Origin of the sequence: Microbispora corallina (genome assembly GCF_016863035.1) — a bacterium.
In the GTDB taxonomy this organism is placed as follows: Bacteria; Actinomycetota; Actinomycetes; order Streptosporangiales; family Streptosporangiaceae; genus Microbispora; species Microbispora corallina.
Window position 1 is genome coordinate 41,569 of record NZ_BOOC01000020.1, and the last position, 26,461, is coordinate 68,029.

Below are 26,461 nucleotides of genomic sequence, written 5' to 3' on the forward strand. Positions count from 1 at the left end.
TTTACCGGCGTACGGAGAGGCAACACCAGGACGGTGCCCATCGGGCATTTCCGTGGCCGTGGCAGGCCGGCTCGACACCGGCCTGATCGGCGAGGCGACGGAGATGAGCACCAGGAAGGGGTCTCGCCATGCGAGCGACTGTGATGTACGGCGCCGGGGACGTGCGGGTGGAGGACGTTCCGGACCCGGAGCTGCGGGAACCGACCGACGCCGTGGTGCGCGTGCTGCGCTCGTGCATCTGCGGCAGCGACCTGTGGCCGTACGGCTCCCTGCCGCCCTCGGAGCACGGGGAGCGGATGGGCCACGAGTTCCTCGGGGTCGTGGAGGACGTCGGCTCGGAGGTGTCCGGGCTGAAGGCGGGCGACGTCGTGGTCGCGCCGTTCGTCTGGTCGGACAACACGTGCGATTTCTGCGCCGAGGGGCTGCAGACCTCCTGCCGGAACGGCGGCCAGTGGGGGCACGACCTCGACGGCGGTCAGGGCGAGGCCGTACGGGTGCCGCTGGCCCAGGGGACGCTGGTGCAGCTGCCGGTAGGGGAGGACGACCCGCTCCTGTCGTCGCTGCTCACCCTCTCGGACGTCTTCTGCACCGGCCACCACTGCGCGGTGAAGGCCGGGGCCGGCCCGCGTACGACGGTCACCGTGATCGGCGACGGAGCGGTGGGACTGTCGGCGGTGCTGGCCGCCCGGCGGCTCGGCGCCGAGCGGATCATCCTCATGGGACGCCACAAGGACCGCACCGACCTCGGCCGCGACTTCGGCGCCACCGACGTGGTGGGCGAGCGCGGCGAGGAGGCCGTCGAACGCGTACGGGAGCTCACCGGCGGCGACGGCGCCCACAGCGTCCTGGAGTGCGTCGGCACGAGGCCGGCGATCGAGACGGCGCTCGGCGTGGTGCGCGACGGCGGCGTTATCAGCCGGGTCGGCCTCCCCCAGTACGGAGACGTGCCCATGGGCGCGGACGCGTTCATGCGCAACATCACGCTGACCGGCGGCGTGGCGCCCGCTCGGGCGTACATCGAGGAACTGCTGCCGGACGTCCTCGAGGGCAGGATCGACCCGGGCCGGCTGTTCGACCGCACGATCGGCCTGGACGGCGTGCCGGACGGCTACCGCGCGATGGCCGACCGCGAGGCGCTCAAGGTCCTCATCCGCCCCTGAGCCGTTCACCGGACGCGCCGACCGCTGAGCAGGGCGTTCCGGAAGCCTCCCAGGCCGGGATCGGGAAGGCCCAGCTCGACGGGCACCCCGCTTCGCGACACCTCCTGAAGGATCCACGGCCAGGCGGGGTCCTCTGCGTCGAGCAGCGCGTCAACGTCTCGCATCCGGATCATGGTGCCGGGTGAGGGAGCTCGACGCACGGCGTTCGGCGCGGGTGCGGAGGAGCTCGGCGGTGGGCTGGTCGGCGGGGAGGAAGGCCTCCAGGTGGAGCTCGGCGAGCGTGACGTCCGTGGCGGTGGCGAACGAGGTGAGCGTGGTGATGAGGCGCAGCTCGCCGTCCGCCGAGGCCAGGCGCAGGGGAACCGCGAAGCCGAGGTGGTCGGGGCCGACCGGGACCTGCGGGACGTACCTGGCGAGCTCGTCGACCAGCGCGTCGAGGCGCGGGTCGGGGCTGCGCCGCGCCCTGGCCCGGAGGTTCTCGATGATGTGACGGCCCCACTCGCCCAGGTTCCGCACCCTCGGCGCCATGCCGTCCGGATGCAGTATGAGCCGCAGCAGGTTGACCGGGGGAGCGAGCAGCTCCGGGGACGCGCCTTCGGTGAACACCTCGACCGCGTCGTTGACGGCCACCAGTCGTCCGTACGGCGCGATGACGAGCGCGGGGTACGGCAGGTGGCCGTGCAGGATCTGCTCCAGAGCAGTGCGGACGGGACGCAGCGCCGCCTCGTCCAGGCCGGATTCGGTGAACACCGGCGCGAACCCGGCCGTGGCGAGCAGGTCGTTGCGTTCCCGCAGGGAAAGGCCGAGGGACTCGGCCAGCCGGATCACGATCGCCCGCCCCGGCTGCGAGCGGCCGCTCTCGATGAAGCTCAGATGGCGCTGGGTGGTGCCGGCCAGCGAGGCGAGCTCGAGCTGGCTGATTCGGCGGGACCGGCGCCAGCGGGCCAGCTCCGATCCCACTCCGTTCCGCGTGCTGGTCACCCGCCCTTTCTAACGGCCGCCTACGACATTCGGCGATTCCTCCCGGGAATCGAGGGCGAACCCGCAGGTGCCGGGCACCCCGTGGTCCGGCGGACCTGGCTGGTCTGGCCGGCCGACTCCCGCCGCCGTGACGTGGCCGTCTTCGTCTCGGGTTTCGCCGAGCCCGGATGACGGCCGTACACGTGCCTTGCGACGCCGTCAGGCGCGTCCGCGCCTCCGGAACAGCGAACGCCCGCGGCGCGGCGGCGCGGGGGCCGGCGGGTCCTCGACGGGGTGACGGGCCCGCCACTCGGCGGCGATCTCCTCCACGTCGAGGAGCCCCTGGAAGACGGGCGGGCCGGACAGCGGCCTGGTCCGGCTCTCCCGGATGCGGTCGTTCACGGCCTCGACGATCCGCCGGCACTCCGCCTCGGTCCGGGCGTCGAGCGCCGCGGCCCGGGAGTCCTCGGCGTCCTTGCGCAGGGCGAGCGTCCCCGGGAGGGGGAACGAGAGGTCCTCGGACTCCAGCTTCTGCTTGATCCACCACATCTCGTCGTACGGCTTGCCCTCACCGGGGAGGGGCTTGCCGGCGCCCGGGAGGTCGTCGAACTCCCCGCGCTCGGCGGCCTCGCGGATCTGCCGGTCGATCCATGTCTCGAAGCTGACACCCGGCGGCTTGCGGTTCGTCACGACCCACCCCTCGGCCCACGATCAGCCCTGCCCCTCCGAGGATACGTAACGCCGTCCCGGCTCCTCGGCGGGCGGGCTCGCTGCGGGCGAGTTCCGCAGCCTCCTGAGGGCGTCCTCGGACGGGCTGCCCGGCTCGGCCTCTCCGAGGAAGACGCACAGGTCGGGGGCGCTGTCGATGCGCACCGTCTGGTGCCGCAGGGTCATGTCCCCGACGTCGGGGTGACGCAGGTGGACGAACTCCTGGTTCCTGCCCCTGACGTCGTACCGGGCCCACAGCCGGCGGAACTCCTCGCTGCCGTCCGACAGCTCCTCCACGAGTTCGAGCAGGAAGGGGTCGTCGGCCGCCCCGCCCTCAGCACGGAGATGGGCCACGTCGGCCTGGGCCTCCTGCTCCCATTTCCGGTAGAACTCGCGGGCCCGCGGATTCAGAAACGTCAGCCGGATCAGATTGTCGTTGTGCTCCATGTCGCCGAAGATGGCCCTGGCCAGCGGATTCTTCGCGAGGATGTCCAGCCGCCGGTTCACCACGAACGCGGGCGCGTGGTCCCACTTCTCGATCAGCCGCAGGATCGTGGGAGTGAGCTGGCCGGCGGTGTCGGCGGGCCTGTGCCGAGACGACCGCGGGCGGGCCAGCTCGTAGAGGCGCTCGGTGGCCTCGGCGTCGAGCTGCAGGGCCCGGGCCAGCGACTCGATGACCTGCTCGGACGGCCGGCGTTCCCGCCCCTGCTCCAGCCGGGTGTAGTACTCGGCGCTGACGCCCGCCATCATGGCCACTTCCTCGCGACGCAGCCCGGGAGTCCGCCGCCGGCCGACCTTCAGGCCCACTTGGTCCGCGGTCGTGACCTGCCGGCGAGCGCGGAGAAAGTCCCCCAGTGGGCTCCCAGTCACCATATCGACACGTTACGGGCTGTATTACAAAAAAAGGTAGGTCGTCCTGGTATGTCCTATTGGACGTGGACACCCGTAAAGAGGGCGGGCCCCGCGCTCACGGCCGGACAGGCCGCCTAACCTGGAGATACAGGTGTCCGAAGAGAGGCGCCGGTGAGATGGACACGATGGTCGACTACGAGGCGGTATTCGCGGTCAGTCCGACCCCCTCGCTCATACTCACGCCGGACCTCGTCATGGTGGCGGCCAACGCCGCCTACCTCGAGGCGATCGACAGGACGGCCGGGGAGCTGCTCGGCCGCCACCTGTTCGCGGTCTTCCCGCCCAATCCGGCGATGATCGAGGAGTGCGACACGCAGGGGGCGGACACCCTCGGCGCCTCGTTCGCGCGGGTCCTGACCACCGGCCGGCGGGACTTCATGCCGGTGCAGCGGTACGACGTGGAGACGCCCGGCAGCCCGGGGATGTTCGAGGAGCGCTACTGGAGCACGGTCAACACGCCCGTCCTCGGCCCCGGCGGCGACATCGAGCTGATCATCCACACGACCGAGGAGGTCACCGAGTTCGTGTCGGCGCTCCGCCGGTCGAGGGAGGGCGTCCGGGGCGCGCGGACCCGGCTGGAGCAGGTCGACGTCGACGTCTACGCCCGGGCCGGGGAGCTGCAGATGCTCAACGAGCAGCTCATCCGGACCCACAACCGGCAGCGCGAGACCACCTCGGCGCTGCGCGAGGCCATCGAACAGCAGCGCCGGCTCGTCTTCGACGCCTCCCACGACTTGCGGAACCCGATCACCGGCCTGCTGACCGAGCTCGAGGTGGCGCTCGCGCAGCCCGACATCGATCTGCAGGGCATCCTGCGCAAGCTCCTGCGTGACGCCGAGCGGCTGAACGAGATCGTCGCCGACCTGCTGGAGGTCGCCCGCCTCGACGCCGGCACGCCCGGCGGCGCCGAAGTGCTGGACCTCGGCTACCTGGTGGCGGAGGAGCTGGAACGCCACTCCCCGGCGGCCGCCGCCCTCCGCACCCGGCTCCAGCAGCACGTGATGGTGCGCGCCTCGCGCATCAAGCTGGCCCGGCTGCTGGACAACCTGGTGGCCAACGCCGAGCGGCACACCCGGTCGACGATCGAGATCGTGGTGTCCGTCGAGCCGCCCGAGGCGGTCCTTGAGGTCATCGACGACGGTCCCGGCATCCCGCCGGCCGACCGGGAGCGGGTCTTCGAGCGGCTGTGCCGGCTGGAGGAGGCCCGTCTCCGGGACCCCGGCGGCTCCGGCCTCGGGCTGCCGATCGCACGGGAGATCGCCCAGACGTACGGCGGCCGGCTCTACGCGGCCGACAGCCCTCGCGGCGCACGCCTGGTGCTCCGCCTGCCTCTCGCGGCGGCGTAGGCGAGATCGGCCTGACCCGCCGTCCCACGGTTCCCCCTCAGGAGCGGGACTCGTGGGCCCGGTCGCCGCAGACCTCGTACAAGTGCTCTCGCCCTGAGCGTGCGCCACCACGTAGGGGTCCGTCTCAGAACGAGCTTTGCATCGTCGCCGGGCCGCTGCTACGGTCGTTCCATTCCAAGACGACCGGTCATTTTGAAAAGGAGGACCGGAGCATGTCCGGCTATCGAGCATTCACGGTGTCGGGGGCGGGCCACTGGGCCCTCGCCGAGCGGGAGGCGGCCCAGCCGGGCCCCGGCCAGGTGCGGCTGCGGGTGGAGGCGTGCGGCGTCTGCGCCACCGACGCCCTCGCGGTGAACGGCCTGTTCCGTCCCGACCCGTCGGCGCCGATCGTGCCCGGCCACGAGATCGTCGGCCGCATCGACGCCATCGGCGAGGGCGTGACCGGCCGGCACGTGGGCGAGCGCGTCGGCGTCGGCTTCCTGGGCGGCCACTGCGGCGTCTGCGAGCAGTGCCGCCGCGGCGACTTCGTGAACTGCACCGCCCAGCCGTTGACCGGCACCACGGTGGACGGCGGCTACGCCGAGGTGGCGTACGCGAAGGCGAACGCGCTCGTCGGGATCCCCGAGGCGTTCGACTCGGTGGAGGCGGCGCCGCTGCTGTGCGCCGGCCTGACCGTCTACAGCGCGCTGCGCGACCTCGGCGCGCGTCCCGGGGCTCTGGTGGCCGTCCAGGGCATCGGCGGACTCGGGCACCTCGGCCTGCAGTACGCGAGCAAACTCGGGTACGAGGTCGTCGCGATCAGCCGTGGCGGCGACAAGGCCGACCTGGCCGCGTCGCTGGGGGCCCGGCACTACATCGACGGCGACGCCGAGGAGCCGGGCGAGGCGCTGCGCAGGCTCGGCGGGGCGGCCGGGATCATCGCCACCGCGGCCAGCGGCGCGTCCATGTCGCCGCTGATCCCGGGGCTGGCGCCGCGCGGCCGGCTGATCGTCGTGGGCGCGGGGCTCGACCCGATCACGGTGACGCCCGGCGACCTGATCTTCGGCGAGCGCACGATCAGCGGCACGATCACCGGCCGGACCGTCGAGGGCGAGGACAACCTCGCGTTCACGCTGAGCCAGGGGATCCGGCCGATCACCGAGGTGCTCCCCCTCTCCGAGGCGCCGAAGGCGTACGAGCGGCTGAGGGCGGGCCGGGCCCGCTTCCGTATCGTGCTCGACCCCGCGGCCTGAGACCCGGGCGGGCGGTCCGGCGAGCGGAACGCGGAGAGGCCCGCGGCCTCAGGGGGCGCGGGCCTCGGGAGAACGGGTGCTCAGCCCTGCTGTGCGGCGGCCGCGCCGCCGGCGGGCAGTGCGCTGCCCTTCTTCCACTGCGTCCAGGTGAGCTGCCAGTAGCTCCAGCCGTTGCGCCAGTCGAGCTTGCGCTTGGTGCCGGTGATCTTCACGACGTCGCCGCGCTGGGCGATGCCGTAGAACCACCTGGCCCCGGCCGGCGTCGCGCGGACGCACCCGTGGCTCTGGTTGGACTTGCCGAGGAACTGGTAGTCGCCGGCGCTCTGGTGCACGTACTCGCCGCTGTCGGAGATCCGCACGGCCCACGGGATCTGGAGCTTGTAGTAGAGCGGGTTCTTCGGGTCGGTCACGCCCATCCAGGCGGAGGTCATGGTCTCCACCCGCTTCTTGCCCATGGTCAGGTGGACGCCACTGGTCGTCAGGTAGACGTCCACGCCGTTCCTGATCAGGCCGCCGCGGCCCGCGCTGATCGGGATGCTCTTGACCAGCTTGCCGTCCCTGCGGACCTTCATCACGTGCTTCTTGGTGTCGACGACCGAGATGTTGGCGGCGCCGACGGCGAAGCGCCGGGTGACGTCCTTCGCGCTCTCGTTGCCCGGGATCTGGCTCAGATGGGCCGTGAAGGTCACCTTCTGGTGCGGGTGCCAGTACGTGCGGGTGCGGTAGACGGCCTTGCGGTCGGAGACCCACCGCCACGCGCCCTCGACGGGCTTGTCCGCCTGGACCTGCAGGGCGGCCTCGGCCGCCGCGCGGTCGGTCACCTTCCGATCGAACGTGACGATGATCGGGAAGCCGACGCCGACCTTCTCCACGTTCTCGCCCATGGGCGTGATGTCGGCGATGCCGAGCGGCGTCTTCCGCTGCGTCGTCGAGGCGGCGGCCACCCTGAGCCGCGCCGGGGGCGCCGGCGAGGCCGTGCTCTTCGCGGACGCGGCGACCTGGGCGGGGGCGGGGGCCGCGGCTCCTGTCGAGCAGGCCGTCGCCGCGGCGAGGGCGACGGCGGCGAACGACGCGCCGGCCGCCCGCTTCAGGGTGTTCACGGTCTTCTCCTCATAAACGTGCGTGGTTCACTCCAGGCACTCGCCTGGCATTCCTCCACACGTAGGACGACCGAATGCCCTGATATGTGCGCAGACCATGGCAACGATCACATAACGGAACCCCGGTAGGTGCGGCCCCGGCCCGCGCGCCTCCACCGCCCGGCCGGCGTCACTCCGGCCAGTCGGAGTTCTGGATCACCTCGACGAAGTCGATGTGCCGGAAACCGGGCACGAAATGCTCCAGCACGTCGGCGTTCACCGTGCCGAACGTCGTGTCCGGGCGGTCCTGGAACCCCTCGGTGAACGCCGCCAGGATCTGGCGCTTGAAGTCCGGCCGGGGATGGGCGGCCGTGACCGCGGCCACATCCTGCGGATCGAGGTCGCCGTAGCCGATCCCGAGCACGTCGGTCTCCACGCCGGCCGTCACGAGCGCGATCTCCGGCTCCAGCCGGTACGGGATCTCCGGGGTGGTGTGGAGGGCGATCGCCTCCCACACCGTCCGGACCTCGGCCTCGGGCACCCCATGGGAGGCGAGGAAGCGCCGGGCCTCGTCGGCGCCGTCGATCTCGAACCGCTGGTCGGTGCGCCGGTACCGCTCGGTGAGCCCGAGGTCGTGGAACATCGCCCCGACGTAGAGCAGTTCGGGGTCGGCGTCCAGGCCGAGCCTGCGGCCCTGCAGCGAGCCGAAGAGGTAGACCCGGCGGGAGTGGTGGTACAGCAGCGGTCGCGCCGCCTCCCGCACCAGCTCGGTCGCCTCCGCGGCGAGCTTCGAGTCCGGGATGGCGACGCCGGCGACGGTCTCGGACATGAGGGTGGTCTCCTTCCCTGGCGTCCCCGCGACGGGGACTTTCCTGGTCAGCACCACCCTCGCAACCGGGGCCCGATGAGCGCCCCGTCCGAAGGGACGTATTCTCCACAGAAACGGACATGTCATGCCAGAGGTGGGGGACGGTGGCGACGGCACGGCGGGGAGGCGCGCACCGCGTCGGCATCCTCGTGTACGACGGGGTGAAGCTGCTGGACGTGGCCGGCCCGAGCGAGGTCTTCAGCGAGGCCAACCGGATGGGGGCCGACTACCGGCTCGTGCTGTGCTCGCCGGGCGGCGAGGGGGTCGTCACCTCGACGGGCATGCGCATCCCCGTAGACGCGGCCGCGGACCGGACCGCCCGGTTCGACACGGTCCTGGTCATGGGGGGTGACATCTTCCCCGGGCGGCCGGTGGGCCCGGAGCTCCTGGCGGCCGTGCGGGACCTCGCGCAGCACGCCGACCGCATGTCGTCCATCTGCACGGGCGCCTTCATCCTCGCCGCCGCCGGCCTGCTGGACGGCCGCAGGGCCACCACCCACTGGAGGCATACCGGCACGCTGGCCAGGTCGTTCCCCCGCGTCTCGGTCGAGCCCGACGCGATCTTCGTGCGCGACGGCCGGTTCTACACCTCGGCCGGGGTCACCGCGGGCATCGACCTGGCCCTCGCCCTGCTGGAGGACGACCACGGCGACGAGCTGGCCCGGCGGGTCGCCCAGTCTCTCGTGGTGTTCCTGCAACGTCCGGGCGGCCAGTCGCAGTTCTCGCCGTCGCTGCGCGGGCCGCGCCCCCAGACACCGGCGCTGCGGGCGGTCTTCGACGCCGTGGCGGCCGATCCCGCGGGCGACCACGCCGTGCCGCGGCTGGCCGCTCGGGCCGGGATGAGCCCGCGCCACCTGTCCCGGCTGTTCCAGAGCGAGGTCGGCATGTCGCCCGCCAAGTACGTCGAGCTCATCCGCTTCGACGCCGCGAAGGCGATGCTCGACGCCGGGCACTCGGTCACGGCGGCGGCCGAACGGGCCGGGTTCGGCAGCTCGGAGTCCCTGCGGCGTGCCTTCGTCCAGCACGTCGGCATCCCGCCACGGGCCTACCAGCAGCGGTTCCGCTCGGCCTACCGCGGCGCCGCCGGCGAGGCGCGCCGGGGTGCGGGGGACGTCGCCCCTCGGGGCTTCGCAGACTGAGACGCGGACGCCGCCCGCCCCGCGGACGGCGGGACGGGCGGCGAAGGTTCCGGCGCGACCGGCTTCTAGTGGACCGAGGCGGCCGCCGCGGCGGAGGCGGTCAGGGTCCCGGTGCCGGTCCCCGTGCCCGTACCGGTGCCGCCGGTGCCGGTTCCCGCGCCGCCGACGCGGGCGCCGATGCCGAGGTCGAGGCCCACGTTCAGCCGGATGGGCAGCAGGATGGTCAGCCCGATGACGATGCCCGGCCGCCGTGTGACGGTCGGCGTCGGGCTCGGCGTCGGGCTCGGCGTGGCAGTGTGCGTGGCCGTGTGCGACGCCGTCACCGTGGGCGCCGGGGTCGGGTTGGCGTGGGCCGGGCTCGTGGCGAGCAGCCCGGCCGAGGTCAGCAGGGCAACGGACATGGTACGAGCGGTGAAACGCATTGGCGATACTCCAGCTTGATTACTAAACGTAACGACTGCGTACCGCTTCGTATCCGTGATCAGACAGCGGAAACGTGACCTCATCCCAAGGGATCACGAAAAAGCTCCCGTCCGATGCCCCTTCCGACGTGTGATCACCCTGTGGGCTGGTAGACATACGACAACATGCTCGCCCTGACCCCGCTGGGCGGAGACACGACGATGCCCGATCAGATGGATCCGACACAGCGCTTCGCGATGTCCGTCCGCGTGCAGGAGGACGTGATGGTCGCGAGCGCGTCCGGAGATCTCGACTACAACCACGCCGCGCAGTTCCGGGAACGCCTCACCGAGGCCAGGGACACGCTCACGCCGCTCGCGCTGGTCCTCGACCTGAGCGCGGTGACGTTCTGCGACTCGATGGGGGTGGGCGCGCTCGCCGTCCTGCTCAACCAGAGCCGCGAGCACGGCGTCTTCCTCGTCCTCAGCGCCCTGCCCGCCCACCTCGAACGGGTGCTCACGCTGACCGGCCTGCGGCCCGCCTTCCGGGTGGAGCCCACGGTCGACGACGCCGTGTCGGCCGTACGGGCCCACCGGTCGCCGCCCGTCTGACCCGCGCGTGAACCCGCGACCCGCGGATCCGGCCGCGCGCACGGCTGACCGCGGCGCCGAGACGAAGGCCTCGGCGCCGCGGCCGGCTCGATCGCTCGATCAGCTCGCGGTGCAGGCGATCGGCGAGGGGACGGCGTTCGCGCCGGGGGCGGTGCCGGTGAAGCCGAACGTCGTGGAGGCGCCGGGCGCGAGCGAGCCGTTGTAGCTCACGTTCTTCACGGTCACCGAGGCGCCCGACTGGGACACCGTTCCGTTCCACAGCTGGCCGACGGTCTGGCCGTTCGCGAACGTCCAGCCGACCGTCCAGCCGGAGACGGCGGTGGTCCGGGTGTTCGTGACGGACACCTCACCCTGGAAGCCGCCGGGCCACGAGTTCGTGATCGTGTACGTCGCCGTGCATCCCTGCCCGGAGGTGGGCGTGGGGGTGGGTGTGGGCGTCCGGCTCGGCGACGGGCTCGGCGAGGGGCTCGGCGACCGGGTGGGGCTGGGGGACGGCGAGGGCGTGCCGCCGCCCGAGGCCTTCAGCACGGTGATCGAGTACGGCGGGAGCGTGATCGAGGTCGCCGAGGAGCCGGTGGTCGTCGAGATCGAGGTGGCGCCCTTCTTCCACTGCAGAACGGTGCCGCCCCCCGGGGAGAACCCGGAGTACGACAACGCGACGGTCGTGGAGTTGGACGGGTCCTTGTTGACCAGGAGCACGTTGACCCCGCCGGAGGTCTTCACCGCGTGCGCCGCGAGCAGCGGGTTGGACGACGTGGCCTGCACGATGGCGTCCCCCGGCGACCCGGCCCTCCCGGCCATCGCCAGTCCGTAGTAGGGCGGGAACGGCGTGTTCAGGGCCGGCTCGCCCGAGCTTCCCGACGACAGGACGCCCTCGTCGTGATAGTCGGCCGTGCCGTCGTCGTTGGTGCCGGGTGACTGGCTCGTGCCGTTGTGCGTGTTCCACCAGTCGAGGTTGAACGCGCCGTTCTCGTACCAGGCGAACCGGGTGTCGGCGGCGAACAGGGCCGCGGTCGCGCTGGTGAGCTGGTAGCCCGGATTCATCTCGGTCACCGCGATGCCGATGCCCGGTGCCCTGCTCCCCGCGTACTGGCCGATGAGCGACCGGAGCGTGCTCACCATCGACGGGATCTGGGCGGCCTTGGTCAGGCTGTCGGCGGCCGAGGACGCCCCCGGGTACCAGTGGACGATCACGAAGTCGGCCTTGTCCTGCACGATCGACATCACGGTGTGGTTCCAGTCGGCGCCGTCGCCGGAGCCCACGACGCCGTCCGGCCATCCTCCGGGCGTGGTGAGAACCACGCCGACCTTGATGGAGGGGTCCACGGCCTTCATCGCCGAGATGTACTGCAGCACGTTGGTGGCGTACGCCCGGGGGCTCTTGTCGGAGTGGGTGTCGTTCTCCCAGCCGGAGCCGTAGTGGCCGTTGCCGTAGACCTCGTTGCCGATCTCCCAGAGCTTCGCGCCGTACCCCTTGGTGACGTTCGCGTACCGCACCCAGTCGGCCGCCTCCTGCGGGGTGCCGCTCCCGTAGTTCGCGATGATCACCGGCTGCGCGCCGATCGCGCGGACCGTGCCCATGTACGTGTCGAAGTCGGTGCCGGGCGCGACGTAGCCGCCGTCGGCCGTGTTCGTCTTCCAGTGGTAGATGTCGCCGTACGAACCGCCGGGGTAGCGGACCGCCGTGACCCCGGCGTCCTTGAGCAGCCCGGAGACGGCCGAACTGTTCATGTTCCCGTCGTAGACGGCGGCGTTGACGCCGTGCCCGGCGGCGGGGATCGTGCCGCGGCTCGCCGCGGCGTCGACGGTGACGGTCGCGGTGGTCGCCGCGGACGCGGGCGGCGCGCCGAGCGCCGCGGAGGCGGCGGCGAGTGCCGCCGCCGCGATCAGGGCCACGCCGGCACGCCGTCGGGGGTGGAGCAAGCCGTGCATGAGGACTCCTCGGGGACGTTCGCGTGCGGGTCCGCCCGCACGGCGCCGTGGTGGGCGCGAACACGGGGATCCTTGCCTCGGCGGCTCGAAAGGGTCAACGATGCGAGCGCTATCAACGCTGCGACCTGCTCGTATTTTTGACGGACGATGCAACTTTCACCGTGGGCGAGCGCATCGCGGCCGTCGTGCGGAGGGGCCGTAGGATCGGCGCCATGCGCGTGATGACGCTGGCCGGTCTTCCCGGCGGGCCCTCGGTCCCGGCCGCCGACGACGCCGAGGCGCTGCGCGTCGCGGCCGCGTCCTTCACCGGCCCCGAGCCGGTGGTCGCGGTCGACGACGACGGACGGGTGCGCTTCCTGCGGCGCGACGTGACCGGCGCGTTCGTCGCCGTCCAGGAGCGCCCGCCGGTCGCCGAGGCCCTCGGCCTGCTCCCCCACCCCGAGGGCGGGTGGTACCGCGAGACGTGGCGGACGGCGGCAGGCGTCGAGCCCCCCGGCTACGGCGGCCGCCGCAGCACCGCGACCGGCATCTACTTCCTGCTCCAGCCCGGCGAGGAGTCCGTCTGGCACTCCGTGCGGTCGGACGAGGTGTGGTTCTGGCACCGGGGCGGCCCGCTGGCCCTGGTGCTGGGCGGCGCGGGCGGGCGTCCCGGCGCGGAGACCGTGATCACGCTCGGCCCCGATGTCGAGGACGGCCAGGTGCCGCAGGCGCTGGTGCCCGCGAGCACGTGGCAGGCGGCCCGGCCGGCCGGGGCCGAGGGCGTCCTGGTGAGCTGCGTGGTCTCCCCGGGGTTCGACTTCGCCGACTTCACCGCCCTCTGACCCATCCGGCGTCGTCGCCATGGCGCCGCGCGTCGCGCGACTCCCGAGATCGAGTACGTCACCCCGCCGGAGCCGCGGTCAGGCGCCGGGAAGGCCGACCCGGTCGGGCACCTGCCGGGGCAGGCCGCGCAGCCAGCCCTCGACGTCGTCGGGCCACCACCGGCCGGCCGACAGGTCGCGCAGCGCGTCCCGCACCGGGCCCGCGGAGGCCGGCGCGGGCACCACCCGGGTGGGCGCCGCCCCGGCCAGCACGCCCATCCACCAGTGCCGCCGGGTGGGCGGCAGCCCGTCGGGGTCGAGGACGAGGTAGTAGTCCGGCAGCACGACCCGCTCGGCGCGCAGTGCCCCCACCGCGGCCTCGACGGCGACCTCGAGCGCGCCCACGGGAGCCGTCCCGTCGAAGAAGCCCACCCAGGCGTCGCCGACCTCGCCGAGGGGGTCGCCGTCGTGGACCACGTACGTCGTCGCCGCCCGCGCCGCGGCGTCGGTGACCTCGGCAGGCGACCGTTCCCCGCCGACGATCGCGCGGACGTTGTGCAGCCCGCCCAGGCCCCCGACGACCTCCGCCGCCCGTTCGCCCGCCACCACGACCACCGTGCTGCTCAGCCGTCGCATACCGGGCAGTCTAGGCGTTCTGTCCATGCTCGTCGCCGACCTGGCGGGCCGGCGGGTGAGGGGGCCGCGCCGCAGGGTAGAGCCTCGACAGTCACAGGGGGAGACGAGAAGGGAGCCGCCGTGCGGGACGACGACCGCTGGGTGCTGGCAGGCGACGGGTGGACGGCGAGCGCGAGCGCGGACGGCCTGACGATCGAGGACCCGGCGACGGGGGAGCCGGTCGGCCGGGTGCCGGCCGGCTGCGCGGAGGACGTCGGACGGGCCGTCACGGCGGCCAGGCGGGCGCAGCCCTCCTGGGCGCGGACGGCGCCCGCCGAACGGGCGGCCTGCCTGCACCGCGCCGCCGGCCGGGTGAGCGAACGCGCCGCCGAGCTGGCGGAGCTGGTGACGCGGGAGATGGGCAAGCCGATCGGCGACGCCCGGGGCGGTGTGGAGGCGGGGATCGGCACACTGCGCCAGTACGCCGAGCTGGGACCCCTCCACCGCGGCCGCAGCCTCCAGGGCGGCTGGAACGCGACCGACCTGATGGTGCACGAGCCGCGCGGCGTCGTCGCCGTGATCACCCCGTGGAACGACCCCGTGGCCATCGCCTGCGGCCTGATCGGAGCCGCCGTCGTGACCGGGAACGCGGTCGTGCACAAGCCGTCCGAGCGGACGCCGCACACCGGCGCGCTACTCGCCGAGCTGATGGCCGCCGAGCTGCCGCCCGGCGTGCTGACCGTCGTGCCGGGCGACCGGAGGGCGGGCGAGCCGCTGGCGGCCCACCCGGACGTCGACCTGGTCGCGCACGTCGGCTCGACGGCCGCCGGCCGGGCGATCGCCGCGGCCGCCGCGCGGACGGGCGCCGCCACGCTCCTGGAGAACGGGGGGAAGGACCCGCTGATCGTGGACGCGGGGGTGGACGTGAAGTGGGCCGCCGGGCAGGCCGCCACCGGCTGCTTCGCCAACGCCGGGCAGATCTGCACCTCGGCCGAGCGCGTCTACGTGCACCGCGACGTCGCCGACGCGTTCCTCGCGGCGCTCGTCCAGCGGGCGGAGGAACTGCGGCCCGGCCCGGGGCTGGACGAGGGGACGACGCTCGGCCCCCTCGTGGACCGGGCCCAGCGAGACGTCGTCGACCGGCACGTGCGCGCCGCCGTCGAGGCCGGCGCCCGCGTGCTGACCGGCGGACGGGTGCCGGAGGGGCCGGGCGCGTTCTACCCGCCCACCGTCCTGGCCGGCTGCACCGACGAGATGGAGATCATGCGCGAGGAGACGTTCGGCCCGGTGGCGGCCGTCCGGGTTGTCGGCTCGTTCGGCGAGGCGCTGGAGCTGGCCCGCGTCTCCCGGTACGGCCTCGCCGCCACCGTCCTCACCCCGTCGATGGCCAACGCGCAGCGGGCGTGGCGCGAGCTCCCCGTCGGGACCGTCAAGGTCAACGCGGTCTTCGGCGGGGCGCCCGGCGGGGCGGCCCAGCCGGTGCGCGGCAGCGGCCACGGCTTCGGGTACGGCCCCGAGCTCCTCGACGAGATGACCCACACCAAGGTCGTCCACCTCACCCCGCATCCCTAGCGGCGCCCGGAGATCGGGACCGTGTTCGCCTCTCCCGCGATCAAGGCCGTACCATCGGGGATGTACGACGAGGGGAGTGCCGTGAACGAGATCAAGGCACCGGCGGGCGTCGACCCGCTGAAGCCCAGCGTCGCCCGGATGTACGACTACTACCTGGGCGGCAAGGACAACTTCGCGGCGGACCGGGAGGCCGCGGAGAAGATCATCGAGATCCTTCCCAACCTCCCCGACATCGCCCGCGAGAACCGCGACTTCCTGATCCGGGCCGTCACGTACCTCTCCCGGCAGGGCGTACGGCAGTTCCTCGACGTCGGCGCCGGGCTTCCGACGCAGCGCAACGTCCACCAGGTCGCCCAGGAGCTGGCGCCGGAGTCCCGGATCGTCTACGTGGACAACGACCCCATCGTCCTCGTGCACGCGCGGGCCATCCTGGCGGAGAACGACCGGGTGCGCGCCATCGAGGCGGACATGCGCGAGCCCGAGGCGCTCGTCGACCATCCGGAGGTCCGCGAGCACCTCGACTTCTCCCGCCCCGTCGCCGTGCTGCTGCTCGGGGTCCTGCACTTCATCCCGGACGACGAGGAGGCCGGGAAGATCGTCGCGGCACTGCGGACCCCGCTCGCGGCGGGCAGCTACCTCGTCGTGTCCCACGGCTCGATCGGCGAGCTGAGCGAGGGTCAGGAGGAGGAGGGCCGGAAGGTCTTCAGCCAGACCTCCGTCCCCGGCACCACCTCGCGCTCCCTCGACCAGGTGCGCGCGTTCTTCGATGGCCTCGACCTGGTCGAGCCGGGAGTGGTGCCGCTGCACGAGTGGCGGCCCGACGCCGACTACGCCGTCGTGCGGGAGGGCAAGGCCGGCGCCCTCGGCGGCATGGGCCGAATCTCCTGACGCTCCCCCGGTGATCGGGCCGGTGGCGGAACGGGGCCAGGTTTGACCCGACACTGGGCATGAGTCGCGTGATCGGGGCGGATGTCCCGCTTACCGTCGTCCCCGTACCGTCCACGACCTCGGGGGAGACTCATGCTCATCTGTACGGCTGCCGCCGCGCTCGCGGCGGCCCTCTTCGCCGGACCGCTCGGAGCCGCCGGCAACGGCCCCTCCGGCGACGCGTCCGGATCGCTCCCCCAGGACGCGGCGCCCTACTCCGAAACGCCGTACTCCGAGGCGCCCTACTCGGAAGACCCCTACGCGCCCGCGGACCCCTCGGCCGCCGACCCGGGACCCGTCGACGCGCAGGCCGCCGATCCGGAACCGGTCAACGCCACGACCGGGACCCCTGAGATTTCGCAGCCGGCGGCCACCCAGGCGCCGCCCGCCACGACGACCTCCTACGTCCCGCGGCCCGCCGCCACCCCCAAGGTGATCCACAAGATCATCAAGGGGAAGAACGGGATCCCGCACGAGATCCTGGTCGTCCCGATCCCCGCGGACCCGGGCCAGAAGGGGCCGGTCCCCGTCGCCATGCCCGACCTCGGCTATCAGGCGTTCCACTCGCGGTCGAAGCTCCGCCGTCCCGAGCACAAGGCGCGCAACGCGGGCAAGGGACATGGCAGGCGGACCAACCGGGGCAAGGCGCGCGACCGGGGCCGCGGCGCGGGCTCCCAGACGGACCTGTGACATCCGGGTTTTCCGCCATCGTGCTCTCCTGATCGGGAAATGCCGCTTATCTCCCGCCTCGCCGTGATCGTTGTGGGTAGCGTTGCGACGTCCTACGCAGGCGGGAGTGGAGATGACGGCGATCCTGGACGCGTCGCGGCCGGTTCCCTTCGACGCGGCGTGCCCGCTCGTCGGGGTGGAGGAGGAGTACCTGCTCGTCGACCCGGTGACGCGGGAGGTGGCGCCCGGCGCCGCGGCGGTGGTCGAGCGCGCCGCCGCCGAGCTGGGCGGGCGGGCCGGCACCGAGATCACCCGCTTCCAGGTGGAGGCGAGGACCGACCCCTGCTCCCACGCGGCGGAGCTGGAGGCGCAACTGCGGGGGATGCGCGCGGTGGTGGCCGCCGCGGCCCGGGCCGAGGGGCTGGCCGCGGTGGCCTCCGGGACGCCCGTCCTCGGCGACGCGGTCCCGCCGCCCATCACCGACCACCCCCGGTACGGCGTGGGCATCGCGACCTACCGGGCGCTGCACGACGAGCAGAGCATCTGCGCGGGCCACGTCCACGTGCACCTGCCCGACCGGGAGCGGGCCGTGCTCGTCTCCAACCACCTGCGGCCGTGGCTGCCGGTGCTGATCGCGCTGACGGCCAACTCGCCGTTCTGGACCGGCCGGGACACCGGGTACGCGAGCTGGCGGACGCTGTGCTGGAACAAGTGGCCGGTGGCCGGCCCCCCGCCGTACTTCGCCTCGCTCGCGGACTACGAACGGCTGGTCGGCACGCTGACCGAGGCCGGGGTGCTGGTCGATCCGGGCACGATCTTCTGGGACGTGCGGCCCTCGTCCCGGCTCCCGACGATCGAGGTCCGGGTGACCGACGTCCCCGCGACGGCGGAGGAGTCCGTGCTGCTCGCCATGGTCGTGCGGGCGCTGGTCGTCACCGCGTCGCGGCGGGTGGAGCAGGGCGACCCCGGGCCGCTCCTGTCGGCCGAGCTGCTCCGCGTGGCGTACTGGCAGGCCGCCCGCGACGGCCTCGCCGGCGACGGCGTCGACCCGGCGACCGGGGAGCGACGGCCCGCAGGAGAGCTGGTCGCGGCCCTGCTGCGGCACATCACGCCCGCCCTCGAGGAGACGGGCGACCTGACGACGGTGTCCAGGCGGCTGGACCGGCTGCGCCGCACCGGCACGGGCGCCGACCGGCAGCGGGCCGCGCACGCCCGGCGCGGCAGGCCCGCCGACGTGGTCGACCACCTCGTCGCACACCTGGTCGACGGCGTCCTGGAGGCGTGACCCCGGCGGGTCTACCCGACCAGCTCGGAGAGGAACGCGCGCAGCGGCTCGACGTGGCGGACCGGGTCGCGCCACTGGGCCAGCAGGTCCTCGAGCAGGTGCCGCTCCGCGACCTGCTCGCCTCCCCGCCAGGCTCGTACGACCGGGTGGAGGAACGCGCTCTCGTGGGCGCGCTCGGGGACCGGGTGGCGGCGGATGGCGAAGACGTCCGGGTGGTCCCGCCGGCCCCACCGCAGCGTCACCGTCAGGCAGAGCCCGTCGCCGCCGAACCGCTCGACCGCGTAGTCCTCCGGCAGGTCGGCGACGTGGCGGATCCGCGACCCGTCCACCACGTAGACGTCGCACAGGTACTCGAACTGCGTCCACAGCGCCGAGCTGTAGTTCACCCGCTCCAGGATGGTCGAGGTGAGCTGGTCGGCGTCGACCGGAAGCACCCGCTCCACCAGCGGGACCCCGTCGTACCGTTCGGCCAGCAGGGCGGCGAGCGTCCGCAGGTTGTAGCGGAAGCCGTCGATGAACGCCGACGAGGCGCGCTTGAAGTCCCGGGCCTGCATGAGCGTGCCCGCGAAGTAGAGCCCGTCGACGTTCGCCGACTGGAAGTCGGGGCGGATCGCGGGCATCCGGCCGTTCGGCGCGAGGGCGGGACGGCACGACTCGCCGAACACCCCGGTGTCCATGGTGAAGCCGGTGCAGCGGATCACCGCGTCGTACTCCAGGAGCGCCTGCTCGTCGTCGGCCAGCGTGTAGGTGATGGCCGCCTTGTAACGGTCGCCCTCCCGCCAGATGCGGTCGACCTGGCATTCGAGCACGCCGTGCAGCGTCTTGAACCAGTAGCTGTCGAGCAGCGCGCCGTACTGGCCGCGCACGTGGCCCGGGTGCTTGCTCGTCCAGGCGAGCCGTACGGGACTGGGGCTGGCGAGGTGGATGACGGCGGCGTGCCCGAGCAGGGCGTGCGCGGTCTCGAACGCCGAGTTGCCCTTGCCGATGACGAGGACCCGCTTGTCCGCGAACCGCGCGCCGTCCGGCGGCACGTCCTCGTAGCCGACGGCCAGCTCGATGCCGGGGATGTCCGGCACGTGCGGCCCGCCCCAGCCGGTCGCCACGATGACGCAGTCGGCGCGGAACTCCTCGCCCGACGCGTGCACGACGAACCGCCCGTCCGCCTTCTCGATCCGTTCGACGGGGGTGGAGAACCGCACGTTCAGCCCGTGCCGCCGCCGGAAGTCGCCCAGATAGCGGACGAGGTCGTCGGCGTGCGGGAAGTACTCCTCCGAGTAGTGCGGGAACAGCAGCGAGGGATCGTCGTTGAGCAGGGAGTTCCAGTCCCAGCGCAGGGCGATCTCCGGGTCCTTCTCGCTGATGTGCACCTTGTTGAGCGAGATGAGCCTGCGGTGGCGCGGATAGCGCCGGAAGAAGGCGCCGGGGGCCGACTCGCGCTCCAGGACCAGGTAGTCGGCCCCGGCCCGGTGCAGGAAGTAGCCGAGCTGGAGGCCGCCCGGGCCCGCGCCGATGATCAGGTAGCGGTGGTCGCGCGCGTCGTTCCCGCCGCGTCCCTCCTGGTCGCCGGCCACGCCGTTCAGGAGGCGGTCGTCCTGGCCGGCGCCGCTCCCGTGCCGGTCGCCCGTCGCGGTCCCCCCCACGCCCGTCAGCCCCGGAGCCCGGCCGGCACGTGCGCGTAGCCGGTCGTGACGATCTGCTCGGCCATCGCCGCGTACGCCTCCGGGTCGTCGGGTGCGGACGTGGCCAGGCCGTCGACGTACCGGTTGAACATGCAGAACGCGGCGGCGATGAGCACGGTGTCGTGGACCTCCAGGTCGGTCGCGCCCTCGGCCCTGGCCGCCCGCACGTCCTCCTCGGTCACCTCCCGCCCGCCGCGCTGCACCTTGCCGGCGATCCGGAGCAGGGCCCGCAGCTTGGACGGCACCGGCGCGGCGTCCAGGTCGGCGCGTACCTGCTCGACCAGCGGCATGCCCTCGGGCAGCTGGGCGGCGGCGAAGGCGGCGTGGGAGGAGAAGCAGAACCGGCAGCTGTTCAGCGACGACACGTACGCCGCGATCAGCTCGCGCTCGCCTCGCGTCAGCGTGCTCTCCTGCCGCAGGAGCACCTCGGCCAGCGCGTTCAGCGGGCCGGCGGTCTCGGGCCGGAAGTCGAAGAGCCCGACGATCCCGGGCTGGTCGGTCGGCAGGCTGATGTGGGGCATGGCACTCCATCGCGAGGACGAATCTGGGCGAGTCGGGATGAGCGTCGTGCGTACGGCCGTGCCGGGAAGAATGCACCCGACAAAGGCTCATGATCCGTACATTCCGGCTCGGCTGTCAACGCCCGATTTCGTCTGACCCGATATTCGCCACACCTGCGCACGTCACCGCAGCGGTAACCGCACTATGGCCGTATGGTAAGTCCGCCCTCACTCCGTTGTCGCTAACACTGATCGGGGCATGGAGTCACTGAACCGCCCAAAATAGGCCAGCCTCACTACCCGGAGGTCGCTTATGCCGGAAAACCCGAGCGTGACGATTGCGCGAGACTTCTACGACGCCCTGGCAAAGGGGGATCTCGATTCCATCCGCAGCGACCAGCTCGCCGACGACGTGGTCTTCCACGTTCCGGGACGCGGGTCGCTGGCCGCCGAATACCGCGGAAAGGACCAGGTGCTCGGATATCTTGGGCGGCTCGGCGAACTGACCGAAAACACCCTTCGTTTCGAGCCGGATTCGTTCCTCCTCGGTGAGGACACCGTCGCCGCCGTCATCCGCGTCCGGGGCGAGCGGGCCGGCCGCAGCCTGGACGACCGCGGCGTCCAGGTGTTCAAGATCGCGGATGGCAAGATCGCGGAGCGGTGGAGCTACCCGTACGACCCGTACGTCATCGACGAGTTCTTCGCCTGACCGCGGGCCCGCCGGGGGCGCCGGTCCCGGAGACCGCCCGGGACCGGCGCCGCCGCGCGAGCCTCGCCGTCAGCCCTGGGCCAGCGCGTCGGCCAGGACCCGCACGTACCCGGTGGCCAGACGCGCCCGCTCCTCGTAGTGGACGGGATCGTCGGACGCGACCGTGGCCAGGCCGTCGACGTACCGGTTGAACATGCAGAACGCGGCCGCGATGAGCACGGTGTCATGGATCTCCAGGTCGGTCGCGCCCTCGGCCCGCGCCTGCGCCACCTGCTCCTCGGTCACCTGCTTGCCGCCCTGCTGGACCGAGGCCGCGATGCGCAGCAGGGCCCTGAGCTTCGCCGGCACCGGGGCCGCGTCGAGGTCCTGGCGGACCTGCTCCACCAGCGACATCCCCTCGGGCAGTCGCGCGGCGGCGAAGGCCGCGTGCGTGAAGAAGCAGAAACGGCATTGGTTCAGCCCGGACACATAGGTGGCGATGAGTTCGCGTTCTCCCCGCGTGAGCGTGCTCTCCCCGCACAACAGCACGTCGACCAACTGGTTCAGTGGCAGAGCCGTTTCCGGCCGGAATCGAAACAACCCCCGGATCCCCGGCTCGGCGGAACTCAACGTGATGTGCGGACGGGTGGCGCCACGGTGATTGGTCTCCCCTTTCACAGGCGGCGGCGGCCATTCCCTGACGGCGTCGGACAAAGGGGTGATGGACAGCTTGGCGGCCACGTTCGGGCGTTCCGGCGCGGCGACGGCGCTCGTCATTTCCCTACCCTCTCCTCGGATTCGGTGATCGGCTCTCGCACCACCAACTGTGCGGCGCGGCCACACCCCGAACCAGAAGAATGGCGGTCAGCAAGCTGCCCGCGCCTGCCATTTTCCTGTCAATTCAATCCTTGACAGGAGTTTCGGCATGAGTATTTCCCGACGCTCACGCGGGAACGAGGTCGGGCGCCGGGTGCGCGTGGTGGGCGTGGGCGTCCCGCTCCCTGGCCGCCTGGGCCGTCACCGCCTCCCGCGACCACCGCTGCGCCAGCACCCCGCCCAGGGTCGCGGCCGCCGCGCTGCCGAGGCCGATCGTCCAGCCGACCGGCCCGAGCGGCCGGCAGCCGAAGAACGTGCTGACGCCCGGGACGGTGACGATGAGGCCGAGCACGGCGAGCGAGGCAAGCGCGGCGAGCACCACGACCCTGTCGCGCCCGCCGCCCGCGATCGTCTGCATGAGCTGCGCCCCCACGAGCGCGACCAGCCCGATCGTGTCGGCCCGCCCGCGGGTGCCGCCCACCCGGCCGAGCAGCCATCCCGCGGTCGCCGCCGCCGCGGTCACGGCGGCGCGCAGGTAGATGTCCCTGGTGAGGGAGGCGCCCAGCGAGGCCTCCGGACCCTCGGCGAGCAGCTTCTCGGGATCGGTCGAGGCGGGCGGCCGTACGGCGACGGCCATCGCCGGCACCATGTCGGTCAGCAGGTTGACCAGCAGGAGCTGGCGGGCGTTGAGCGCGCTGCCGCCCGCGAGCAGGTTCGTCCCCACCGTGAAGGCGATCTCGCCGATGTTGCCGCCGAGCAGGATGCTCAGCGAGTCGCGGACCGAGCTCCACATGGCCCGGCCCTCGACGATGGCGTCCACGATCGTCTCGATCCGGTCGTCGGTCACCACCAGGTCGGCGGCGGCCCGGGCGGCCGGGGTCGCCCGCGTGCCGAGCGCGATGCCGACGTCCGCGGTCCGGATGGCGGGCGCGTCGTTCGCGCCGTCGCCCGTGACGGCCACGACCTCCCCGGCCCCGCGCAGGCAGGTGACGATGCGGGCCTTGTGCGCCGGGGTCGCCCGGGCGAAGACCGCCACGTCGGGCAGCACCTTGGTCAGCGTCTCGTCGTCCATCGCGTCGATCTCCGGGCCGGTCATGACCCGCTGCCCGTTCAGCGCGTTCAGCTCGACGGCGATCGCCTCGGCGGTGCTCGGGTGGTCGCCCGTCACCATGACGATGCGGACGCCCGCCCGCATCAGCCGGTCGACGCTCTCCGCGGCCGTCGACCGCACCGGGTCCGCCAGGCCGAGGAACCCCAGGAAGCACAGCTCGTCGATGCGCGACTCGTCGAGGTCGCGGCGGTCGGACGCCGGGCGCTGCGCCACGGCCAGCACCCGGTAGCCCTGCCGGGCGAGCCGGTCCACCTCGCGTTCGAGCTCGGCCCGGGCCGCGTCGTCCAGGGGGACCGGGCCGTCCTCCCGCTGCACGGTGCGGCAGTGGGTCAGCACGATCTCGGGTGCGCCCTTCACGCTCAGCAGCTGCCCCTGCTCGGTGTGGCCGAGGACGGCGTGGTAACCGCGTCCCGGCTCGAACGGCATCTCGTCGACCCGCTCCCAGGTCTCCAGGCCCTCCTGCGGGGTGACGCCGATCCGGTGGGCGCCGTCGAGCACGGCCCGGTCGGTCGGGTGGGCGATGACCCTGCCGCCGCCGTACTTGGGGCTCGCCCGCACGGCGGCCGCCAGGATGCGGCGCAGGTGCTCGGTCGGCTCCTCCACGGTGCGGCCCCCGCGGCCGTCCGACAGGTACCGCAGGCTGATGTGCCCCTCGGTCAGGGTGCCGGTCTTGTCGAAGCACAGCACGTTGACCCGGCCGAGCGCCTCGATCGTGGACGGGTTGCGCACCAGTGCCGCCCGCCGCGACAGCCGCCGCGCCGCGGCGAGCTCCGCGACCGTCGCCACGAACGGCAGGCCCTCGGGGACGGCGGCCACGGTGAGGCTGACGGCGGGTGTGAGCGCCGTGGCCAGAGGTCTGCCCCGCAGCAGGTCGGTGATCAGCAGCAGGGCGCCCGCGCCGATGGAGATCGGCAGGATGCGGCGGCTCAGCTCGCGCAGCCGCAGCTCGACCCCGGTGGGCGGGCTGGGTTCCGCCGCGAGGCGGGCGCTGCGCCCCGACTCGGTCAGGTCGCCCGTCGCGACGACCACCGCCTGCCCGCTCCCGGCCGCGACCGTGGTGCCCTGGTAGACCATCGAGGTGCGGTCCGCGATGGCCGCCGCGACGGTCGGCGCAGCCGTCTTCGTGACCAGCTGCGACTCGCCCGTGAGCGTCGACTCGTCGAGCTCCAGGCCCACCGCCTTGATGACCCGGGCGTCGGCCGGCACGGCGTCGCCCGCCCGCAGCTCGATGACGTCGCCGGGCGCGAGCTGCTCCTTCGTCGCCTCCACCGTGCCGTCCGGGCGGCGCAGCCGTACGAGGACCTCGGTCGACTCGGTCAGGCGCATCAAGGCCTGGTCGGCCTTGAACCGCTGCACTCCGCCGAGGAACGCGTTGATCACCATGACTCCGCTGATCAGCACGGCGTCGAGCGCAGAGCCGACCAGCGCGGAGATCCCGGCGCCCGCGGCGAGGGCCGGGGTGAGCGGGTTGGCCAGCTCCTCGACCGTCGTGCGGGCCAGCGAGTGCGGCCCCTCGGCCTCCTCCTGGACGAGCTCGCCGCGCCGCTTCTCGGCCTCGTCCGCGTTGAGCCCGTGAGGCGAGGAGCCGAGCCGCGACAGCACCTCCTTGGCCGACATGGCGTGCCAGGGCGTGGGGTCGGCGCGGACCGGCGACGGCCGGCGGGCGAGGCCGCGCGCCGACCACTCGCCGAACGCGATGGCGCCGAGCGCCACGGTGGCGCTCACCCACTGAACCCGCCGCAGCGCCGTCCGCTCCGGCCCGGCGAACGCCATGAGGGCGCCGACGATCGCGCCGATGGCGCCGAGCCGCACCCCGTTCCTGCTCGTGTTCACCGCCAGGGGCAGGCAGCTGAGGAACAGGTGCACGCCGTGCAGCGGCCCGGCGACGTCCGCGTCCCACGGCACCAGGCCCTCGGCGTCCATCACCCCGACGCCGATGTCCGCCTGGGCCAGGCCGTGCCGGCCGCGCCGCGACACGAGGACCACGGCGTGGCCCTCCTCCTGGAGCTCGTACACGTGCCGGCCGAGGTCCTCCCCGCCCGGCACGACCCGGGACACGGCCAGCCGCTGGGCCAGGCCGCCCTCCTCCCCGGCGAGCACGACGGTCCCCGCCGCCTTGGCCGCGGCGACGACCGGGACGGCCAGCGGGTCGATCTCCCTGGCCAGCCCCGCGACGGCGACCGGCGTGCCGTCCCTGGTCACCTCCAGCGCGCGCAGCCCCCGCTCCCGCCAGGTCTCCGACACGTGGGCGAGGCGGTCGTCGTCCACGTCCGCGAGCGGCCGGACCGTCCAGCCCTCGTCCGTACGGGTGTCTCCGGGGTCGGAGAAGTCGATGAGCGCGTACAGCCGCGAGTAGAGCTGGTCGGTGTCGACTCCCTCGACGAGCGGCTCGACCCGGTCGATCGTCCAGGAGCCGGTCGTGAGGGCGTCCGCGTCGAGGATGACCGTGTCGACGCGGTCCATGCGGCGCAGGGCGTCGCCCTCGAACACCACGGTGTCGTGCCTGCCGAGCGCCCGTCCGATGGCCCCGGAGAAGGCGTCCCGAGTCACGTCCGCGATCCTCGGGGTGGCGGAGATGAAGACGGGCAGCGCCCGTTGCCCGCCCGTGAGGATCCGCGTCACGGCGTACGCGCCGACCGCCACCGGGCTGACGACGTCCGCGTACGACTCGATCGGGCCGTGGGGGAGGTGGGTGGGCCGCGGCCGGGTGCGGGCCCTGATGTGGTGGTAGGCGCCCGGCCTGTCGGCCAGCCGCTCCTCGAGCTGCTCCCAGGCGTGCCGGCCCGCCTTGGCCTCGACGAAGCGGCCGAACGACACGGCCGACTGCACGACGAGCGCGACCGGGCGCAGGGTGAGGGTCGTGGCGACCAGGTTGGTGACGGTGAACAGCGCGTTGGCCGGTCCCCGGCCGATCCGCCTGTCGAGCTGCTCGCGCACGGTTGGAGTGGCGTCGGCCAGCTGCAGGACGGCGGGGACGATCGGGGGGAGCTGGGGGAGGCGCACGACACTGCCCGCGATGGCGAGCCCCACGCTGGTGACGCCGGCGGCGAGCCGGATCGTGGCGCGCGCGTGCTCCTCGGCCAGCCGGACCGGCGACTCGTGCGCGCGCTCCTCCAACGAGTCGAGCTCGGTCGTGACGCGCAGCAGCTCGTCGCGGTCGACCGCCTTGGGGTCGCAGGCGACGAACACGCAGCCGAGGCGGCCGTTGACCTCCGCCCGCTCGACGCCCGGCTCCCCGGACAGCCGCTCCTCCAACCGTGCGGCCGCGTGATGCGTCCCCGGACCGCCGATCCCCCGCAGGTCGATGCGCAGTCCTCCGGGGCAGGGCCGCACCTGCCGGGGCGCCGGGAGCAGGTCGCGGACGGGATCCGGCAGCACGCCGCGAAGCAGCGTGGCGGACGCCGTGAGCACGTGGGTCAGGAACATTCAAGTCTCCAGCGGACGAAACCC

Annotated in this window: 24 protein-coding genes; 11 read left to right on the forward strand and 13 right to left on the reverse strand. The window is 73.0% G+C overall.

Annotation, left to right across the window (positions count from 1 at the left end; genetic code table 11):
• The first annotated feature begins 128 nt into the window (after positions 1-128).
• Positions 129-1,160: a zinc-binding dehydrogenase gene (locus Mco01_RS20755; protein ID WP_204058562.1), complete on the forward strand. Its 1,032-nt coding sequence runs from the start codon at positions 129-131 to the stop codon at positions 1,158-1,160.
• Between the two features lie 5 nt (positions 1,161-1,165).
• Here the strand turns inward: Mco01_RS20755 and Mco01_RS20760 are convergent, their stop codons facing one another.
• The 4 genes from Mco01_RS20760 to Mco01_RS20775 all read right to left on the reverse strand — a co-directional run bounded on the left by Mco01_RS20760 (position 1,166) and on the right by Mco01_RS20775 (position 3,701).
• Positions 1,166-1,324 carry a hypothetical protein gene (locus Mco01_RS20760; RefSeq protein WP_204058563.1) on the reverse strand — a complete coding sequence of 53 codons (159 nt, stop codon included), beginning with the start codon at positions 1,322-1,324 and terminating at the stop codon, positions 1,166-1,168.
• Positions 1,311-2,141 (reverse strand): helix-turn-helix domain-containing protein, encoded by an 831-nt coding sequence (locus Mco01_RS20765; RefSeq protein WP_239103773.1) that lies wholly within the window; start codon positions 2,139-2,141, stop codon positions 1,311-1,313. The genes Mco01_RS20760 and Mco01_RS20765 overlap by 14 nt, the downstream gene beginning before the upstream one ends.
• A gap of 198 nt (positions 2,142-2,339) precedes the next feature.
• Positions 2,340-2,810 (reverse strand): DnaJ family domain-containing protein, encoded by a 471-nt coding sequence (locus Mco01_RS20770; protein WP_204058564.1) that lies wholly within the window; start codon positions 2,808-2,810, stop codon positions 2,340-2,342.
• 21 nt (positions 2,811-2,831) lie between these two features.
• Positions 2,832-3,701, reverse strand: a complete 870-nt coding sequence (locus Mco01_RS20775; RefSeq protein WP_204058565.1) for a helix-turn-helix transcriptional regulator — start codon at positions 3,699-3,701, stop codon at positions 2,832-2,834.
• Positions 3,702-3,856: 155 nt separating this feature from the next.
• Between Mco01_RS20775 and Mco01_RS20780 the strand changes: the two genes are divergently transcribed.
• Together Mco01_RS20780 and Mco01_RS20785 are read left to right on the forward strand one after the other, a co-directional pair.
• A complete protein-coding gene (locus Mco01_RS20780; RefSeq protein WP_204058566.1) occupies positions 3,857-5,086 on the forward strand; it encodes a PAS domain-containing sensor histidine kinase in 1,230 nt (409 codons plus the stop codon).
• A gap of 212 nt (positions 5,087-5,298) precedes the next feature.
• Positions 5,299-6,318, forward strand: a complete 1,020-nt coding sequence (locus Mco01_RS20785) for an alcohol dehydrogenase catalytic domain-containing protein (RefSeq protein WP_204058567.1) — start codon at positions 5,299-5,301, stop codon at positions 6,316-6,318.
• Between the two features lie 80 nt (positions 6,319-6,398).
• Here the strand turns inward: Mco01_RS20785 and Mco01_RS20790 are convergent, their stop codons facing one another.
• Positions 6,399-7,418 (reverse strand): L,D-transpeptidase, encoded by a 1,020-nt coding sequence (locus tag Mco01_RS20790; protein WP_204058568.1) that lies wholly within the window; start codon positions 7,416-7,418, stop codon positions 6,399-6,401.
• 169 nt (positions 7,419-7,587) lie between these two features.
• A complete protein-coding gene (locus Mco01_RS20795) occupies positions 7,588-8,226 on the reverse strand; it encodes an HD domain-containing protein (RefSeq protein ID WP_204058569.1) in 639 nt (212 codons plus the stop codon).
• 143 nt (positions 8,227-8,369) lie between these two features.
• Here Mco01_RS20795 and Mco01_RS20800 point away from each other — a divergent pair, with 143 nt between their 5' ends.
• The gene (locus tag Mco01_RS20800; protein WP_239103774.1) at positions 8,370-9,404 is read left to right on the forward strand and encodes a GlxA family transcriptional regulator; all 1,035 of its coding nucleotides are present in this window, start codon (positions 8,370-8,372) and stop codon (positions 9,402-9,404) included.
• 65 nt (positions 9,405-9,469) lie between these two features.
• On the opposite strand, the gene Mco01_RS20805 is transcribed toward Mco01_RS20800, so the two are convergent.
• On the reverse strand, positions 9,470-9,805 hold the full coding sequence (locus tag Mco01_RS20805) for a hypothetical protein (RefSeq protein WP_204058571.1): 336 nt from the start codon (positions 9,803-9,805) through the stop codon (positions 9,470-9,472).
• A gap of 234 nt (positions 9,806-10,039) precedes the next feature.
• Here Mco01_RS20805 and Mco01_RS20810 point away from each other — a divergent pair, with 234 nt between their 5' ends.
• Positions 10,040-10,417 carry an STAS domain-containing protein gene (locus Mco01_RS20810; RefSeq protein WP_204058572.1) on the forward strand — a complete coding sequence of 126 codons (378 nt, stop codon included), beginning with the start codon at positions 10,040-10,042 and terminating at the stop codon, positions 10,415-10,417.
• A gap of 99 nt (positions 10,418-10,516) precedes the next feature.
• Here the strand turns inward: Mco01_RS20810 and Mco01_RS20815 are convergent, their stop codons facing one another.
• Positions 10,517-12,349, reverse strand: coding sequence for a cellulose binding domain-containing protein (locus tag Mco01_RS20815; RefSeq protein WP_204058573.1), 1,833 nt, complete (start codon positions 12,347-12,349; stop codon positions 10,517-10,519).
• A gap of 212 nt (positions 12,350-12,561) precedes the next feature.
• Between Mco01_RS20815 and Mco01_RS20820 the strand changes: the two genes are divergently transcribed.
• Positions 12,562-13,170: a cupin domain-containing protein gene (locus Mco01_RS20820; protein ID WP_204058574.1), complete on the forward strand. Its 609-nt coding sequence runs from the start codon at positions 12,562-12,564 to the stop codon at positions 13,168-13,170.
• A gap of 78 nt (positions 13,171-13,248) precedes the next feature.
• Here the strand turns inward: Mco01_RS20820 and Mco01_RS20825 are convergent, their stop codons facing one another.
• Complete coding sequence (locus Mco01_RS20825) at positions 13,249-13,785, reverse strand: hypothetical protein (protein WP_204058575.1); 537 nt, start codon at positions 13,783-13,785, stop codon at positions 13,249-13,251.
• A 120-nt stretch (positions 13,786-13,905) separates the two neighbouring features.
• Between Mco01_RS20825 and Mco01_RS20830 the strand changes: the two genes are divergently transcribed.
• From Mco01_RS20830 to Mco01_RS20845, 4 genes are all read left to right on the forward strand, one after another.
• Entirely contained in the window at positions 13,906-15,336 is a 1,431-nt protein-coding gene (locus Mco01_RS20830; RefSeq protein ID WP_239103775.1) for an aldehyde dehydrogenase family protein, read from the forward strand.
• Between the two features lie 81 nt (positions 15,337-15,417).
• Complete coding sequence (locus Mco01_RS20835) at positions 15,418-16,224, forward strand: SAM-dependent methyltransferase (RefSeq protein WP_239103776.1); 807 nt, start codon at positions 15,418-15,420, stop codon at positions 16,222-16,224.
• A 132-nt stretch (positions 16,225-16,356) separates the two neighbouring features.
• A complete protein-coding gene (locus tag Mco01_RS20840) occupies positions 16,357-16,953 on the forward strand; it encodes a hypothetical protein (RefSeq protein ID WP_204058576.1) in 597 nt (198 codons plus the stop codon).
• 112 nt (positions 16,954-17,065) lie between these two features.
• Entirely contained in the window at positions 17,066-18,217 is a 1,152-nt protein-coding gene (locus Mco01_RS20845) for a carboxylate-amine ligase (protein ID WP_204058577.1), read from the forward strand.
• Between the two features lie 11 nt (positions 18,218-18,228).
• On the opposite strand, the gene Mco01_RS20850 is transcribed toward Mco01_RS20845, so the two are convergent.
• On the reverse strand, positions 18,229-19,857 hold the full coding sequence (locus Mco01_RS20850; protein WP_239103777.1) for an NAD(P)-binding domain-containing protein: 1,629 nt from the start codon (positions 19,855-19,857) through the stop codon (positions 18,229-18,231).
• A 5-nt stretch (positions 19,858-19,862) separates the two neighbouring features.
• A complete protein-coding gene (locus Mco01_RS20855; RefSeq protein WP_204058578.1) occupies positions 19,863-20,417 on the reverse strand; it encodes a carboxymuconolactone decarboxylase family protein in 555 nt (184 codons plus the stop codon).
• A gap of 292 nt (positions 20,418-20,709) precedes the next feature.
• Between Mco01_RS20855 and Mco01_RS20860 the strand changes: the two genes are divergently transcribed.
• Positions 20,710-21,105, forward strand: a complete 396-nt coding sequence (locus Mco01_RS20860; protein ID WP_204058579.1) for a nuclear transport factor 2 family protein — start codon at positions 20,710-20,712, stop codon at positions 21,103-21,105.
• 69 nt (positions 21,106-21,174) lie between these two features.
• Here the strand turns inward: Mco01_RS20860 and Mco01_RS20865 are convergent, their stop codons facing one another.
• A complete protein-coding gene (locus Mco01_RS20865; protein ID WP_204058580.1) occupies positions 21,175-21,861 on the reverse strand; it encodes a carboxymuconolactone decarboxylase family protein in 687 nt (228 codons plus the stop codon).
• Between the two features lie 166 nt (positions 21,862-22,027).
• Complete coding sequence (locus tag Mco01_RS20870; RefSeq protein WP_204058581.1) at positions 22,028-26,437, reverse strand: cation-translocating P-type ATPase; 4,410 nt, start codon at positions 26,435-26,437, stop codon at positions 22,028-22,030.
• Positions 26,438-26,461: the final 24 nt, after the last annotated feature.

What these genes read in the sequence shown, in the direction of transcription:
- Mco01_RS20755 (WP_204058562.1), top strand. Translation starts at nt 129, where the DNA reads ATGCGAGCGACTGTGATGTACGGCGCCGGGGACGTGCGGGTGGAGGAC.
- Mco01_RS20760 (WP_204058563.1), bottom strand. Translation starts at nt 1,324, where the DNA reads ATGCGAGACGTTGACGCGCTGCTCGACGCAGAGGACCCCGCCTGGCCG.
- Mco01_RS20775 (WP_204058565.1), bottom strand. Translation starts at nt 3,701, where the DNA reads ATGGTGACTGGGAGCCCACTGGGGGACTTTCTCCGCGCTCGCCGGCAG.
- Mco01_RS20780 (WP_204058566.1), top strand. Translation starts at nt 3,857, where the DNA reads ATGGACACGATGGTCGACTACGAGGCGGTATTCGCGGTCAGTCCGACC.
- Mco01_RS20785 (WP_204058567.1), top strand. Translation starts at nt 5,299, where the DNA reads ATGTCCGGCTATCGAGCATTCACGGTGTCGGGGGCGGGCCACTGGGCC.
- Mco01_RS20795 (WP_204058569.1), bottom strand. Translation starts at nt 8,226, where the DNA reads ATGTCCGAGACCGTCGCCGGCGTCGCCATCCCGGACTCGAAGCTCGCC.
- Mco01_RS20805 (WP_204058571.1), bottom strand. Translation starts at nt 9,805, where the DNA reads ATGTCCGTTGCCCTGCTGACCTCGGCCGGGCTGCTCGCCACGAGCCCG.
- Mco01_RS20810 (WP_204058572.1), top strand. Translation starts at nt 10,040, where the DNA reads ATGGATCCGACACAGCGCTTCGCGATGTCCGTCCGCGTGCAGGAGGAC.
- Mco01_RS20815 (WP_204058573.1), bottom strand. Translation starts at nt 12,349, where the DNA reads ATGCACGGCTTGCTCCACCCCCGACGGCGTGCCGGCGTGGCCCTGATC.
- Mco01_RS20820 (WP_204058574.1), top strand. Translation starts at nt 12,562, where the DNA reads ATGCGCGTGATGACGCTGGCCGGTCTTCCCGGCGGGCCCTCGGTCCCG.
- Mco01_RS20825 (WP_204058575.1), bottom strand. Translation starts at nt 13,785, where the DNA reads ATGCGACGGCTGAGCAGCACGGTGGTCGTGGTGGCGGGCGAACGGGCG.
- Mco01_RS20840 (WP_204058576.1), top strand. Translation starts at nt 16,357, where the DNA reads ATGCTCATCTGTACGGCTGCCGCCGCGCTCGCGGCGGCCCTCTTCGCC.
- Mco01_RS20845 (WP_204058577.1), top strand. Translation starts at nt 17,066, where the DNA reads ATGACGGCGATCCTGGACGCGTCGCGGCCGGTTCCCTTCGACGCGGCG.
- Mco01_RS20855 (WP_204058578.1), bottom strand. Translation starts at nt 20,417, where the DNA reads ATGCCCCACATCAGCCTGCCGACCGACCAGCCCGGGATCGTCGGGCTC.
- Mco01_RS20860 (WP_204058579.1), top strand. Translation starts at nt 20,710, where the DNA reads ATGCCGGAAAACCCGAGCGTGACGATTGCGCGAGACTTCTACGACGCC.
- Mco01_RS20865 (WP_204058580.1), bottom strand. Translation starts at nt 21,861, where the DNA reads ATGACGAGCGCCGTCGCCGCGCCGGAACGCCCGAACGTGGCCGCCAAG.
- Mco01_RS20870 (WP_204058581.1), bottom strand. Translation starts at nt 26,437, where the DNA reads ATGTTCCTGACCCACGTGCTCACGGCGTCCGCCACGCTGCTTCGCGGC.